The 14,569-nt window shown below is 37.4% G+C and carries 14 protein-coding genes; 10 read left to right on the plus strand and 4 right to left on the minus strand.

Features of this window, described 5'->3' with window-relative positions; genetic code table 11:
* The first annotated feature begins 66 nt into the window (after positions 1-66).
* From Q0L68_RS01495 to Q0L68_RS01540, 10 genes are all read left to right on the plus strand, one after another.
* Positions 67-1,581: a Gfo/Idh/MocA family oxidoreductase gene (locus Q0L68_RS01495; RefSeq protein WP_296698390.1), complete on the plus strand. Its 1,515-nt coding sequence runs from the start codon at positions 67-69 to the stop codon at positions 1,579-1,581.
* 50 nt (positions 1,582-1,631) lie between these two features.
* Positions 1,632-2,579 (plus strand): TIM barrel protein, encoded by a 948-nt coding sequence (locus tag Q0L68_RS01500; RefSeq protein WP_296698391.1) that lies wholly within the window; start codon positions 1,632-1,634, stop codon positions 2,577-2,579.
* 58 nt (positions 2,580-2,637) lie between these two features.
* Positions 2,638-3,000 carry a VOC family protein gene (locus tag Q0L68_RS01505; RefSeq protein WP_296698393.1) on the plus strand — a complete coding sequence of 121 codons (363 nt, stop codon included), beginning with the start codon at positions 2,638-2,640 and terminating at the stop codon, positions 2,998-3,000.
* Positions 3,001-3,367: 367 nt separating this feature from the next.
* On the plus strand, positions 3,368-4,012 hold the full coding sequence (locus Q0L68_RS01510) for an NAD(P)H-binding protein (RefSeq protein ID WP_296698394.1): 645 nt from the start codon (positions 3,368-3,370) through the stop codon (positions 4,010-4,012).
* 234 nt (positions 4,013-4,246) lie between these two features.
* Positions 4,247-5,005, plus strand: coding sequence for a helix-turn-helix domain-containing protein (locus Q0L68_RS01515; protein WP_296698397.1), 759 nt, complete (start codon positions 4,247-4,249; stop codon positions 5,003-5,005).
* Between the two features lie 104 nt (positions 5,006-5,109).
* Complete coding sequence (locus tag Q0L68_RS01520; protein ID WP_296698399.1) at positions 5,110-5,658, plus strand: carboxymuconolactone decarboxylase family protein; 549 nt, start codon at positions 5,110-5,112, stop codon at positions 5,656-5,658.
* A 72-nt stretch (positions 5,659-5,730) separates the two neighbouring features.
* Positions 5,731-6,120: a VOC family protein gene (locus Q0L68_RS01525; protein WP_296698402.1), complete on the plus strand. Its 390-nt coding sequence runs from the start codon at positions 5,731-5,733 to the stop codon at positions 6,118-6,120.
* A gap of 68 nt (positions 6,121-6,188) precedes the next feature.
* The gene (locus Q0L68_RS01530; RefSeq protein WP_296698406.1) at positions 6,189-7,583 is read left to right on the plus strand and encodes a trypsin-like peptidase domain-containing protein; all 1,395 of its coding nucleotides are present in this window, start codon (positions 6,189-6,191) and stop codon (positions 7,581-7,583) included.
* 45 nt (positions 7,584-7,628) lie between these two features.
* Complete coding sequence (locus tag Q0L68_RS01535) at positions 7,629-9,326, plus strand: amidohydrolase (RefSeq protein ID WP_296698409.1); 1,698 nt, start codon at positions 7,629-7,631, stop codon at positions 9,324-9,326.
* Between the two features lie 13 nt (positions 9,327-9,339).
* Entirely contained in the window at positions 9,340-9,588 is a 249-nt protein-coding gene (locus Q0L68_RS01540; RefSeq protein ID WP_296698411.1) for a VF530 family protein, read from the plus strand.
* Positions 9,589-9,800: 212 nt separating this feature from the next.
* Here Q0L68_RS01540 and dnaN read toward each other — a convergent pair whose 3' ends face one another.
* The 4 genes from dnaN to gldA form a co-directional block, all read right to left on the minus strand.
* The gene (gene dnaN / locus Q0L68_RS01545) at positions 9,801-10,925 is read right to left on the minus strand and encodes a DNA polymerase III subunit beta (protein ID WP_296698414.1); all 1,125 of its coding nucleotides are present in this window, start codon (positions 10,923-10,925) and stop codon (positions 9,801-9,803) included.
* 120 nt (positions 10,926-11,045) lie between these two features.
* Positions 11,046-12,734 (minus strand): gliding motility-associated ABC transporter substrate-binding protein GldG, encoded by a 1,689-nt coding sequence (gldG, locus tag Q0L68_RS01550; RefSeq protein WP_296698416.1) that lies wholly within the window; start codon positions 12,732-12,734, stop codon positions 11,046-11,048.
* Complete coding sequence (gene gldF, locus Q0L68_RS01555; RefSeq protein WP_296698418.1) at positions 12,731-13,450, minus strand: gliding motility-associated ABC transporter permease subunit GldF; 720 nt, start codon at positions 13,448-13,450, stop codon at positions 12,731-12,733. Before gldF ends, gldG begins: the two co-directional genes overlap by 4 nt.
* Before the next feature lie 87 nt (positions 13,451-13,537).
* Positions 13,538-14,443, minus strand: a complete 906-nt coding sequence (gene gldA, locus Q0L68_RS01560; protein ID WP_296698420.1) for a gliding motility-associated ABC transporter ATP-binding subunit GldA — start codon at positions 14,441-14,443, stop codon at positions 13,538-13,540.
* Between the last annotated feature and the right edge of the window lie 126 nt (positions 14,444-14,569).

Consider the following 14,569-nt stretch of genomic DNA (forward strand, 5'->3'; position numbering starts at 1 on the left):
ATATTTTGTATTCGATTCTAGCTTTGGTAAATTTTAATTTTAAAACCCAAAAAAACCTCAAAATAAATGTCTTCAAAAGACAAGTTAAATCGTAGAGAATTTATAGGAACTGCCGCAACAATTGCTGCCTCCTTTTCAATCGTACCTTCAAATGTTATTGCAGGACTCGGAAAAGTCCCTCCTTCTGATCAAATCACCGTCGCGAACATTGGTTGTGGAACTCAAGGTCTACGCGAAATGGGAGGACTGTTGCTAAACCCAAATATCCGAGTGGTTTCAGTTTGTGATTCAAATAAATATACGGAAGACTATATAGATTGGTCCCCCTATGGTATTCGAAACGATATTAGGGAAGTATTAGGAGATGATACCTGGTGGAAAAATGCCAAAGGAATTCCAGGCGGAAGAGATGTAGGACAAGCTTATGTCGAAAAATATTATGCTAAAAACAGTTCTTCAGGAACATATAAAGGATGTACTTCTTACGAAGATTTTCGGGAGTTATTTGCCAAAGAAAAAGGCATTGATGTAGTAAAAATAATGACACCTGATCATACGCACGCATCAATTGCGATTGCTGCAATGAATAACGGGGTCAACGTTGTTACGCACAAACCCATCTCCAATCGATTGATTGAAGGAAGAAAAGTCATTGAAAAGGCAAAATCATCCGGTGCTGTGACTCACTTGCTAGCGTGGTCTGACCGACCGGAATATCGTCAGATCAAAGCTTGGATGGATGAAGGTTTAATTGGAGATTTAAAAGAAATCCATAATTGGTCCTACCGTCCTGTTTGGCAACAATGGACAAAGCGACCAACTGATACCCCTCCAATACCAAAAGGGTTTAACTGGGATTTATGGTTAGGTCCTGTTCCTGATATGAACTATCACCCAAATTATACAAATAACGTCTTTAGAGGATGGTATGAATTCGGAGGAGGCTCTATTGCTGATATGGGCCATTATAGTTTGTTTCCTTTATTTGAAACATTGGGAATAAATCAATCTCCAATTGCTGCGAAAGCATTTGGAACTACTACCCGAGAAGAAGTCGATCATGTCTATCAGTGGGTAGAAAATGATGTTGCCTTTCCTGCTAGTTGCATGATCAAATGGAGCTTTCCCAAGCAAGCCAGTTTACCTGAATTTGATTTGTTTTGGTATGATGGAGGCATGAAACCTTTTGCTCCCGAAGAATTGGAAATAGACGGAAAAGATACCCCTGAAGAAGGACTAATGCTTGTTGGAACAAAAGGAAAAATATTAGGAGGATTTAGAGGAGAAAATCCTGTATTAATTCCTGAAAGCAAAATGAAAGAAAGACCTTCTTCTGAAATAATAAATTCAAGAGAGGTTGATCGAAAAACAGATATGTGGGTGGATGCAGTGAAAGCTAAGCAACAAACTCCTGGAAGTTTTATTAGAGCTCAAACCATTACAGACACTATAAATCTTGGTGCAATAGCACTAAGAGCTAAGAAAAGAGTAGAATTTGATGCTTCTATACCAAAAATAACTAATGATGAATCAGCTAATAATTTCCTGAGTAGGGAATACCGAAAAGGATGGGAAATTTGATTTACAGTTTATGACAAAGTAATTTTTTATCCACTCAAAATATTAACAACATGAAAAACAGAAGAGAATTCTTAAAAACAGCAGGATTGGCATCTGCAGCTTTAGGAATAGGCTTACCACAAATGAGCTTTACCACAAAAAAAGCCGACCCACTTTTCAAAATATCTCTTGCAGAATGGTCCTTGAACAAAGCCCTTTTTGCTGGAAAAATTGACCATCTTGATTTTCCTATTTTGGCAAAAGAACATGATATTGATGCCGTAGAATACGTAAATCAATTTTTTAAAGATAAAGCACAGGACATGGCTTATCTCCGGGAAATGAAAACCCGAGCAGAAGGAGAAGGCGTCACTTCTGTTTTGATCATGTGCGATGGAGAAGGAATGCTGGGAGCTGCTACTCCGGAGGAAAGAAAGCAAACGGTAGAAAATCATAAAAAATGGGTAGAAGCGGCAAAATTCCTAGGCTGTCACGCCATTCGGGTTAATGCTTATTCTGCTGTACCTTGGAGTACCAACCCATCAGACGCAAAGACGGCCATGGATATTACTAGCTCTGGCTTAAGACAACTTTGTGAATTTGCAGATGACTTTGACATCAATGTGATCATAGAAAATCATGGAGGATTTTCCAGCAATGCAAAATGGCTTGCTGAAATGATCAAAGAAACGTCGCATCCGAGAGCAGGCACATTACCAGATTTTGGAAACTTCCGTATCGCAAATGAAAATGACAAAAACATTTCTTATGACTCCTACCGTGGGGTGGATGAACTGATGCCATATGCTAAGGGAGTCAGCTTTAAACCAGTGGTCTGGGACGATGCAGGAAAAGAACATCCTCTTGATTATACAAGAATGATGAAAATTGTTTTGGCTCATGACTTCCACGGCTATGTAGGAATCGAGCACGGAGTAGAAGGCAGAGAATGGGAAAGTATTTTTGAAATCCGTCGAGGTCTTGAAGACGTCCGGAGGACGCTAGAAGCCGAAGGATAAAACCTTAGACACAGGGATTCAGTAATAGGTATTGAATCCCTTTTTTTAAACCCAATAGATGAAAACAGAATTTTTAGCTACAATTCCAGTTTTGCCTTCCAGTGATATCGAAAGAGATCTGCAATGGTATGAGGAGAAACTTGGCTTTAAGAAAATCTTTGGGGACTCCATGTATGTTGGAATTCATTTGAAAAATGTTTGGCTTCATCTTCAATGGCACGCAGACACACCTGAAGACCCTCTATTAGGCGGTTCTGTAGCAAAAATTTTTGTTAAAAACATAGAACCCTATTTCAACAAGCTAGTTGCAAAAGGAGTCATTCCAAAAGATAAATTGAGAAAAGACACTCCTTGGGGTACCCATGAATTTGGAATTTATGATTTGAACAATAACTCCATCTTTTTTGTGGAAGATGTGTAGGAAAAAATTTATTTCTCGTATTAAAAATAATTTGATTATCCGAAATGTAGCCAGTTGACTTATTTTCTTTACTTGATGGGTGGGAAGACCGATGACCGAAGTAGCCTCAATGCTAGTGTTTACCATATAATAAGTGGCTTTAGCTTTTGATTAGTCAATGATAACATTGCCTATATTCAGATAGAAAGTTTTTTTTTAAATCAATCTTGATCTAGGTATTTTTTTTACTAATTAATAAGTTAATTTTGACTTATTAAAATCTCTTTATAAATATTTGAAATGCCAGCCTTCGGCAAACCGTCTGAAGGAAAAATGCTTTTCTCCCAAAGCAATAGACATTATTTTATCAAATTTTATAAAGAATCAAATGAAAACTTTCAATACAATTGCCGTCATTGGCGGGACAGGAAAATCAGGGACTTATCTAGTAAAAGAGCTATTAAGAAGAGATTATAATGTTCGATTATTAGTCAGAAATCCAAAAAAGGTTCCAGATTTTAAAGAAAAAGTAGATGTTATATTTGGTGATGCTAGTAGCAAAAGCCAAATTCATGAACTTCTCAAAGGCGCTGACGCAGTAATTAGCTGTCTTGGTTTGGGAATACCCTTGAGCTCAAAAACCATTTTTAAAGAGACTACTGAAAATGTAGTTAATCTCTTAAAAGCCAGAAATAAAAGCCGATATATTATTCTTTCAGGGCTCCATGTAGATACTGAAATGGATCAAAAAGGAGATAATACAAAAGCTGCCACCGCATATATGTATTCCAATTATCCAGTATCTACCCAAAACAAACAAGATGAATATGAATTGTTAAGGGATTCCAATATTCAATGGACCTTGGTAAGATCATCTTATATAGAATTGACCGATCATAAATCTGAATATTGCAATTCTATTGTTGATTGCCTTGGCCAAAAAATTTCAGCATCGAGTTTAGCTGAGTTTCTCGTTGACCAACTTGAATCTAACGAGTATTTAAAAAAAGCACCATTTATTTGGAATAAGTAATAAACAAATGGCGTGGGAATTCTCACGCCATTTGTCTTGAAAACTGGGAAATCTTCAAAACGAGGTTTCTACAACTAAAAAAGATAAAAACAAAGATTATAATGTACCTCTCAGATGAACTTTAAATCATCATTTTTGGTAAATAATTATGTAATAGTTTTATATATGTTATATCAGGGTCCGTCTCAGGAGTTTCTAAGAATAGAGTCTATAACTTCAAGTAACTGCAGTTTTTTGAAAGAGATCGTGCCTTCAGCTCAAACATTAATTTGGATTTTAGAAAAATCTGAGCTTAAAATAGATGGCAAATTGTACTCTTTCCATGAGGATGAAGTTATCTGCCTAACTGAATTCCATCAGGTAGAAATTATTAACATCAGGAAAGCCAGGTTGGTTAGGTTCAATCGACCATTTTTCTGTATCCTCGACCATGATTCAGAGATAGGATGCAAAGGAATTCTTTTCTTTGGATCCTCCCAATTACCAATCATCACGCTTTCAGATCCTGAAAAAGAAAAACTAGAAACGCTTTGGAACATTTTCTATATGGAAATTCAAGAAACGAGGGACAGCTTTCAGCTAGAAATGCTTCAAATGTTACTGAAAAGATTATTAATTATTTGTACAAGGATTTTTAAAAAACAGAAAAACTACAACTCTTTGAATCATAAACAAACAGACCTGATAAGAGAATATAATTTTTTAGTAGAGAAACACTTTAGGGAGAAAAGATCCGTGACCGATTATGCAGAGATGCTAAACAAATCTCCAAAAACGATTGCAAATTTATTTTCCAAATTAGGTGCCAAATCACCACTGAGTTTTATTCAAGACAGAACGATGCTAGAAGCCAAAAGAATGCTTAGCTATACAGATAAACCTGTAAAAGAAATTGGTTATGATTTAGGATTCGAGGACATTCAGGCTTTTAGTAGATTTTTTAAAAATATAGAAGGCATCTCCCCCTCAGAATTTAAAGATTCCTATAAGTAGGGAAAAATTGCCAATAACTTGGGAATAATTGATTAACCTAAAGGATACATTCCCCTCCATCTTTGTATTGTAATTTTATTTAAACCACAAGAAACAGTACAAAAATGAAAGATTTCAAAGTTCCAACAAGAGAAGAAGTAAGCCCTAACAACCAGGCGATTTTTGATCAACTAAACAAAGGACTAGGATTTGTTCCAAATCTCTATGCTTATTTTGCTAAAAACGAAACCGCTTTAAGTGATTATTTGAATTTGCAGAACAGAAAATCCACACTGAAAGCTAAAGAGCGTGAAGTGATCAATTTAGTGGTATCACAGGTAAATAATTGTAGGTATTGCCAATCAGCACACACTGCATTAGGAAAAATGAATGGATTCTCTGAAGATCAGATTCTAGAAATAAGAGGAGGTGCTGCATCTTTTGATCCGAAATTAGATTCCTTAGCAAAATTCACCCAGTCCGTTACCATCAATCGGGGTAAGGCAAGTCAAAATGCAAAAGAAGCTTTTTTTGCCGCCGGTTATTCTGAAGCAAATCTGATCGACGTAATAATCGTTATTGGAGACAAAATTATATCTAATTACATCCATAATTTAACGGGTTTTGAAATCGACTTCCCGATCGCTCCAGAACTTGTAGAAATAGAAGACTAAACCAAATGTATTCACCGAACTAGCCAGAGAAATCTGGCTTTTTTTATGCCTTGATCCTAGTAACTTTAATCTATGAAACAACAACTAGGACAAATTTCCATTTTAGTTAATGACTATGATGAAGCCATTGCATTTTATTCCAAAACGCTAGGTTTTGAATTGTTGGAAGACACACAATTATCTGAAACAAAACGATGGGTTAGGGTCTCCCCTCCTGGATCAACTTGCCATTTATTACTTGCAAAAGCAGCAAATGATACTCAGGAATCCCAAGTAGGCTTTCAATCAGGTGGTCGTGTCTTTCTGTTTCTTTACACAGATGATTTTTGGAGAGATTATAATATATACACTGAAAGAGGAGTGGAATTTATCCGTGAACCTAGTGAAGAGGAATTTGGGACGGTTTCTGTTTTTAAGGATCTCTATGGGAATCTTTGGGATTTGATCGAACCTAATAAATAAAAATTTTTGAAATCCATAATTGCAAAAAAAATTGTCATTGAGGCGGTATTTTGTTTATTTAACAAAACATGACAAAGACTAAACGTAAGCTTTCCGATGTCGCCAGGCAGATGATGAGCGGTGTTGTTCAAATTCAAGTAGAAGGTTACATTGAAGAGGATATTCAATCCATTTTGAATCCTTCGATTAAAATCCCTGGTACTTGGTCTGGCTCGGGATTCTTTGTGAAATATAAAGATCTTGAAGGCTACATTGTAACCAATGGTCATGTTGCTAGGAATGCTGTCAAGATTGAAATCAGTTCCATGCTAACTAGCGAAGAACGATTCGAAGCAGAAGTTGTCGGGATGGTAAAACAGCTAGAACCTGATGTTGCTCTGATCAAAATAAAAGAGAAAGAGCTGCTTCGGTTTAAAAAATTAGCCATCCAACCGATAGAATACTTGGAATTAAGGGAAGGAACTGGCCCATCGCGCGGGGAAGCAATCAAAGCAATTGGATACCCAATGGGAATGATAGAACCAAATATTACCGGTGGTGAGATCACTAATTTCATCTCAGGATCGGAATATACCACAGAACGATTTGTAACTAATGCAGCGATCAATCCCGGAAACTCAGGTGGTCCAAGTATAAGCGAAGACGGAAAGGTAGTTGGTCTAAATACAGCCGTGATGATTGATGCTGAAAACATTGGTTTTATCACACCGGCAAGTTTTGTTAAGATAATCATCGAAAACCTACTGCTACTTAACGAACCTCACTTTGCAGACATTGGTGGCAAATTGCAGAAAAATGCCAATAACTTTAATCCTTTATTAAAGCAGCCACAAGCAAAAGGAGTGATCGTCTCCAAGGTTATAGCAAAAGGTTTTCTTGAAGCAGCTAAAATTAAATCTCGTGACGTAATTCTCTCCATAAACAAAGTAGAATTTGACCGGCATGGAATCGTGATAGGTAAGGAAGGTCTGTATAGACATAAAAATATTTATGATGTAATGAAGCTAGTACCTATTGGAGAAGAAGTAGAAATTTCTTACTTGAGAGACGGTGTAATGAAAAAGACCAAAGCTCATGCAATGCGAAATCCCGAAAAAGGTATTATTTCTAATCCAATCTTAAGTGAAAGAAGATACCTTGAAGTATTTGGAATGATCATTCAACCTCTTAGTTTTGAGATCATCCAAGCGATTCAGGAGATTGATTCATATGCACAAATCGAATTACTTCAAACCATAGATCAGGATAAACCGATGTTAGTCGTAACCCATATCTATTTGGGAACACAAGCAGATGAAATGGAATGGCCACTTGGTGAACTTATTGTCAAAGCCAATGACCAGGAAATCCATACGCTTAACGAGTTAGAAAAAATTATCGAAAAGAATAAAGGGGGTTCTATACTCTTGGAATGTCTAAATGGGACTATTGGTTATTTTCAAGAAAACAGCAAGAGTAGCTGACCTTTTCAATATTAAAAAAATCAAGTTTAGGTATAACAAAGCCCAATGAAAAATTTAACACGCTTACTTTTCATTCTTTTACTCTCTTTTTCTTGCAGCCAAAAAGAAGAAAGTGACTCAATAGCCACCATGTACTTCGGAGGAGATATTATTACTATGGAAGGCGATAATCCAACTTATGCCGAAGCCTTAGTGGAAAAAGAAGGAAAAATCCTCTTTGTAGGCAGTATGGAGGAAAGTATGGAAATTGCAGGAAAAGGTCATCAGATGAAAAATCTGGGAGGGAAAACTCTTGTTCCGGGTTTTATTGATGGTCATGCACATTTTGGAGGGTTTGGGGCACAGGCTATTTCAGCCAATTTACTCGCAAGCCCAGATGGAAATATCAATTCCATTCCAGAATTAATAGCTGAACTGAAGTCATGGTATGCTGAAAATGGTACTGATAAAACCCAGGGGTGGATCGTTGGAATGGGGTTTGACGATGCTGTTTTAGCTGAAAATCGATTTCCTACCAAAGAAGATTTAGATCAGGTTTCGACAGAAGTCCCCATATGTATTATTCATATATCAGGCCATTTTGGAGTGATGAATTCAAAAGGCCTTGAAATAAATAATATCACATCCGAATCAAAAGATCCTGCAGGTGGACTGATCCGCAGAATACCAGGAAGTCAAGAGCCAAACGGAGTTTTGGAAGAATTGGCAGCAATTCCTTTATTCTTTCCAATAATAGGCCCTTCTGATCCTGAGCTTGCTTTTTATTACCTCGATAAGTCTCAGGAGATGGCAGCAAAATTTGGATATACTACCGCCCAAGAAGGACGAGCCATGTCTAATCATGAGTTGATGGCAAGCTATGCAGATCAAGGTAAATTTTATTTAGATGTTGTTTCTTATATAGATTATGCTGCGCCTCAGTATATGAACAGTAAATGGAATTCAAAAAGCTATGAAAATCATTATAGAATTGGGGGATTGAAATTGACGCTTGATGGCTCGCCTCAAGGGCGAACCGCTTGGAGAACAGAGCCGTATTTGATTCCGCCAGCTGGACAAGACAAGGAGTACAAAGGCTATCCTGCAATTCCTGAAGACTCCGAAGTACAACGGATTGTCGATATGGCCTTTGAAAACAACTGGCAGCTTCTTGCTCATGGCAATGGGGATGCAGCAATGGATCAGTTGATTCGAGCGCTTCGACCTGCAATTTCAAAATATGGAAATCAGGATCGTAGAAACGTACTCATTCATGGCCAATATATCCGAATGGACCAATTAGATAGTCTAGCTGATATGGAGGTGATCGCATCACTTTTTCCGATGCATACTTTTTATTGGGGAGATTGGCATCGGCAGATTATTGGCAAGGAGAAAGCAGATCGCATATCCCCGATCCGTTCGGCATTGGATCGTGGTATGAAAGTCACTTCACATACCGATGCACCAGTCGCACTACCAAACTTGATGATGATTCTCTGGACTACCGTTAATCGGGTTTCTCGAAGTGGTGAAATAATTGGAGCGGAAGAACGTCTGACTCCTTATGAAGCCTTACAATCCATTACAATTTGGAGTGCTTACCAGCATTTTGAAGAAGAAAAAAAAGGAAGTTTAGTCGCCGGAAAATTGGCCGATCTTGTCATTCTTGACAAGAACCCGCTTAAGGTTGACCCTATGACTTTGAAAGACATTCAAGTGATGGAAACCATTAAGGAAGGAAAGACTATTTTTATGAAATAATTCGAAAGTTAAAATGTCTGACAATCCAATTTCTGTGTCACAACCTAATAATCCACTTCACGGAGTGAAACTCGCAGATATGGTGGAGCATCTGGTAGAATTCTATGGATGGGAAGAATTAGGTGAAAGAATTACGATTCGATGTTTTACAAATGACCCTTCGATTAATTCCAGTTTGAAATTCCTCCGCAAAACTCCTTGGGCTAGAGAACGAGTGGAAGGATTGTACTTGAAGTCGCTTCGAGATGCTAAAAAGAAGTAATTTTTTTCTCGTAACGGCGCAGCGGCACTAAGACTTCTGTTTCAAGTCTTTCACAGTTCACAAGTCAGAAGACTTACTTCATATAAAATTAAAAAACTTTTATTCACGCTTTGTGCTCTTTGCTAAATCCTCCGCGAACTCTGCGGTTAAAAAAGCTTTCATAAAAAAACCCGGAGTAAACTCCGGGCTTTTCGTTTTATAGTTTGTGGTTGTTATACGTAATTATTCAACATCACCGGCATTACTAGCATCAGGATGTCTTCATTTTCATCTTGCTCGGCAGGAACAATTAAGCCTGCTCTGTTTGGAGCAGAAAATTTCAATGTAACTTCTTTGCAAGAAAGGTTATTTAACATTTCTACCAAAAACTTCGCATTAAATCCGATTTCGATATCTTCTCCATCATGCTCACAGGATAGTCTTTCATTTGCTTCATTCGAGAAATCAAGATCCTCTGCAGAAATCAATAATTCGCTTCCCGTCAATTTCAATCTTACTTGGTGAGTAGTTTTATTGGCATAGATAGCGATACGTCTCAATGAACTTAGCAATTCTCCTCTATCGATCGTCATCAAATTTGGATTGTCTGCTGGAATCACATTTTCGTAATCTGGAAATCGCTCATCTATCAATCGACAGATCATTTTTATACTGTTGAATTTGAAATATGCATTAGATTGGTTGAATTCTACCGAAACAGGCACGTTCTCAGAAGGCAAAGTTGACTTCAACAAGTTTAAAGCCTTTCTTGGAATGATTAAACTAGCGGCATCTGAGGATGCTACATCAACTCGTCTATAACGAACCAAACGATGTCCATCAGTTGCTACGAAAGTGGTGTTTGTTGAGCTTAGGTTGATATAAACTCCGGTCATTGCCGGTCTCAATTCATCAGAACTGGTGGCGAAAATAGTATTAGAAACAGCGCTTGCAAGAACCTCTGTTGACATGTCCACAGTAGTTGCATTACTTACGGTTGGAATCTTAGGGAAATCCGTTGCATTCTCGCCTGCTAGTCTATATCGACCATTATCTGAACTGATTTCTACTGCATAGGTATCATGGTCAATACTAAAAGTCACTGGCTGCTCAGGTAAATTCTTCAACGTATCAATCAAGATACGCGCAGGAACAGCAATATTTCCATCTTCCTTGGCCTCCACTCCGATTTCGGTAATCATCGAAGTCTGAAGATCCGAAGCTGTAATGGTCAAAACACTGTCTTTTATTTCAAAAAGGAAGTTTTCCAAAATAGGAACAACAGGATTAGTAGTAACTACACCGTTGATCGCCGAAAGCTGCTTTAGTAAGGCAGAAGAAGAAACAATAAATTTCATATCGTAGGGCTTATTAATTTAAATTCTAGCAATGGAGGTAAATTTATAAATAAAATTCATTCTGAACCGACCCGAAACCTAAAGACTCGAAATAATTCTAAAGAAATTGTACTTTTTTACCTAGTTTATTTTCCTTGAATATTTTTGTCCGCGAATCCACCACACAAATGAACCGATCAAAAGTAAAATAATTATCGGAACCAATACATTTACAAATTGCCAAAAAGTCTTCTGTTGAGCTAATTTCACTTTATTCAATGGTCTAATTTGAAATGTTCTGGTTCTCGAGGCAATAATTCCATTGGGGTCCACCAGATATTTCACCATGTTCCTCAATAATAGTTTGTTGGCAAATGTAATTTGGCTGAATGGATCCTCTCCCAACGGCAAAGGACTTCCATCTTGTAAACTTCTTTGACTTTGAAAAACATCCCCATCTCCAAACACCACTACTTTTCCACTTCCAGATTCTTTAAAATCAATATTTGAAAACCCTTCTGGCAAAAACCTATTTTTAAACAAAGAAGTAAATTCACCCTCAAGCAAATAAGCCATCGGTAGTTTTTTTATTGAAAAGGACTCAATGGGCGGTTCCTGCTCCATATCACTAAAAGCCACTCTTACGGGTGCAGTCAATATTCTGGAATTATCAGACGAAAAAATCAAAGGTGTCTTTTTTATACCTTCTGCCAATACTGTATCCAGACTACTTGCAAACCGATAATACACCACATCCAAGCCTTTAGTGATTGGATGATCTTTCATAATCCCAGCTTGAACATAAAATGGCCAAGGCAAAGGAACCATCTGATCTTGATTTCCGAAATTTCCTGCCATCACTGGAAAATATCCAAAGTTCAAATCCTGAATCAAATCCTTATTAACTCGAATACCATATTTAAATAAAAGATTTTCTAAACCTGAATCTACAGGCATTGCAAAAGTTCCCTCTCCACCTGCCTGAGTTATATCCACTGCTACACCATCTACCATCACCACAAGGTTCCCCCCATTCATGACATATTGATCCAATAAATAAATCTCTCGATCCGAATAAATCTCTCTTGGCCCTTCAATAAAAATAATCTTGAAATTCTCTAAATCTGAAGGGCTTTGTGCCTGTTCCAAGGGGACTTTAAATAACTCAAACTCTCCATCCAAAGCTTCTACCAAACCAAAACCATCATCTTCAGACATTTCTCCATGCCCCATGATCATGGCAATGGCCGACTCTTCCGGGCTAACCAGTTTCTTGATAGCATTGCTCAATTCAAATTCTAAGTTCTCTATGGATTGGTTCAAGATCTGATCTGGTCCCATTCCTTTTTCACCTTTAAGAATCAAAGCCCCTGTCTCAAATTCAGCATTACTCACTAAAATACCGGGAAAAATCAAAGTTGCCTGTTGCCCAGAATTTTGACTGACGTATAGATTAGTAGGATTAATCCCGTATTCCGTCAATGTTCCAATAAATTTTTCCTGTTCACTTTCTGCAACCGAAAGAGGATCAAAATATGAATAGGTGATTTTCTCAGAGCTGTAAGAATTAAAAGTTCTTACTGTTTCTTCAATGGATTTCTGTAACCTCCGCATTCCACCTGGTAAGTTGTCTCCTACCAATAAAATATCCACGTGAATGGGTTCAGATAATTTTGAGAGAACTTCTTCTGTTGCCGGGTGAAGTGAATATCTTTTCTCTTCCGTAAGATCAATTCTAAATCGGGTGATTTGAGATAACAAACCAAAAAGAACCAATCCTCCAATCAGAATAAACCAAGGTTTAGCGGTATTTAGAGCAGACTTTTTCATTTATTTTTCAAAGTCAAAACACTCAATCCCAAGAAAAGCCAAATCATTCCCAGCATAAAGAAAACATCGGTAGAATCTACAACTCCTCTACTTAAGTTGATGTAATGAAAACTAAGGCTCAACTCTTCTACCCAATATGCAAAATCTCCCACCTGTAAATCTGCCAAAGCGGAAAAACCAAAATAAAGAACAAAACATAAAAATACTCCAAGAACAAATGCCAATACCTGTTGGGAAGTCAAAGAGCTTGCAAATAAACCAACGGCTGCAAATACAGCTCCTATCATTAATAGACCAATCCATGAACCAAAAAAACCTGCTTGATCTAAATTTCCAACCGGATCCCCTAATTGAATGATACTAAAGAAATAAAGTAAAGTCGGTAAGACTGCCAAAATCACTAAAAAAAGTAATGCGAAATACTTGGCTAATATTATCTGAAACAATGAAAGTGGAGAAGTTCTTAACAACTCCCAAGTTCCGGTTTTTCTTTCATCAGCGATGGAGCGCATTGCCAAAGCAGGCACTAAAAATGTAAATACATATGGCGTGTAAGTGAATAAGGCCTCCAAATCAGCATAGCCATATTCAAGGACACTGCTGTCAGGAAAAACCCAAACGATCAAGCCTATTGCCACAAGAAAGAGTGCCAATACCAGATAGCCTAATAGACTTCCGAAAAACGCATTGATTTCTTTTAGAAACAGGCTTTTCATCGGGTTATAATTGTCTTTCAAAGGTCCTCAAGAATCTTGCATGGCAAATTACCATTCCAATGTTTGACTTTATAGTTATGCTCGATTTCATTGGGTGATTTCTCTGAAAATTTGTTCCAAATTCTTTTTACTTTGACTCAAACTGATCAAGTTCAGGCTTTTTTCCTGGACGATTTTCATTACAGCTTTTCGGGCTTCAGTTGCGTTGTCGCATGAAATAACAAGTGATTTTTCTGGTTTTTTACCAAAAGAAACCTTCCCGATTTTATCAAACCATTCTATCTCAAGACTTTCTTCTGTTTCAAGTTCCAAAAGCACCTCTGAGTCCCCTGACTTTAAGTTTTCTAAAGCCTCAGCAGCAAGAATCTTTCCTTTATTAATAATGACTACATCATGGCAAATCGCTTCGACTTCCTGCATGATATGGGTCGATAGAATTAAGGTTTTATCACGTGCAATTTCAGAAATCAAGCCTCGGATTTCCACCAACTGATTAGGGTCCAATCCAGTAGTAGGTTCATCTAGAATGATCAGTTGAGGGTCATGAATCAAAGCTTTTGCTAACCCTACTCTTTGCCTATATCCTTTTGAGAGTTGCCCGATTTTTTTGTGTTGCTCAGGAATCAAACCAGTTTTCCGGAGCAATTCTTTTATCCTTTCTTCTCTTTTCTTACCATTCAAGCCATACATTCCTGCGGAAAAGTCCAAAAATTCTCTGACATACATATCCAGATATAGAGGGTTGTTTTCCGGTAAATAACCAATCAAAGGACTTACCTCTTTGGGTTTGTTAAGTGCGTCTTTTCCCAAAACAGAAACATAGCCTTCATCAGGCTGTATATAACCGGTAATGATTTTCATCGCCGTGGATTTTCCTGCTCCATTGGGACCTAAAAATCCCAAAATCCTACCTGGAACGGCCTTAAAAGACACTTTATCTAGTGCTCTTTGAGACCCATATAGCTTGGTAAGTTGGGATACTTCTAAGGACATTATTTATGCTTTATTAATCAATCAAATTAGGCAGGAAATAAAATCCCTCTGCTTTAAGCATCAAATGGAAATCACTATAAACAATTATCGATCGCTAATTCAATGTTGTGATCTTTCCACTCTAAG

The sequence above is a fragment of the Algoriphagus sp. genome (assembly GCF_024642405.1).
GTDB lineage: Bacteria > Bacteroidota > Bacteroidia > Cytophagales > Cyclobacteriaceae > Algoriphagus.

What these genes read in the sequence shown, in the direction of transcription:
- Q0L68_RS01520 (WP_296698399.1), top strand. Translation starts at nt 5,110, where the DNA reads ATGAAAGATTTCAAAGTTCCAACAAGAGAAGAAGTAAGCCCTAACAAC.
- dnaN (WP_296698414.1), bottom strand. Translation starts at nt 10,925, where the DNA reads ATGAAATTTATTGTTTCTTCTTCTGCCTTACTAAAGCAGCTTTCGGCG.
- Q0L68_RS01495 (WP_296698390.1), top strand. Translation starts at nt 67, where the DNA reads ATGTCTTCAAAAGACAAGTTAAATCGTAGAGAATTTATAGGAACTGCC.
- Q0L68_RS01505 (WP_296698393.1), top strand. Translation starts at nt 2,638, where the DNA reads ATGAAAACAGAATTTTTAGCTACAATTCCAGTTTTGCCTTCCAGTGAT.
- Q0L68_RS01525 (WP_296698402.1), top strand. Translation starts at nt 5,731, where the DNA reads ATGAAACAACAACTAGGACAAATTTCCATTTTAGTTAATGACTATGAT.
- Q0L68_RS01500 (WP_296698391.1), top strand. Translation starts at nt 1,632, where the DNA reads ATGAAAAACAGAAGAGAATTCTTAAAAACAGCAGGATTGGCATCTGCA.
- Q0L68_RS01530 (WP_296698406.1), top strand. Translation starts at nt 6,189, where the DNA reads ATGACAAAGACTAAACGTAAGCTTTCCGATGTCGCCAGGCAGATGATG.
- gldF (WP_296698418.1), bottom strand. Translation starts at nt 13,450, where the DNA reads ATGAAAAGCCTGTTTCTAAAAGAAATCAATGCGTTTTTCGGAAGTCTA.
- Q0L68_RS01535 (WP_296698409.1), top strand. Translation starts at nt 7,629, where the DNA reads ATGAAAAATTTAACACGCTTACTTTTCATTCTTTTACTCTCTTTTTCT.
- gldG (WP_296698416.1), bottom strand. Translation starts at nt 12,734, where the DNA reads ATGAAAAAGTCTGCTCTAAATACCGCTAAACCTTGGTTTATTCTGATT.
- Q0L68_RS01540 (WP_296698411.1), top strand. Translation starts at nt 9,340, where the DNA reads ATGTCTGACAATCCAATTTCTGTGTCACAACCTAATAATCCACTTCAC.
- gldA (WP_296698420.1), bottom strand. Translation starts at nt 14,443, where the DNA reads ATGTCCTTAGAAGTATCCCAACTTACCAAGCTATATGGGTCTCAAAGA.
- Q0L68_RS01510 (WP_296698394.1), top strand. Translation starts at nt 3,368, where the DNA reads ATGAAAACTTTCAATACAATTGCCGTCATTGGCGGGACAGGAAAATCA.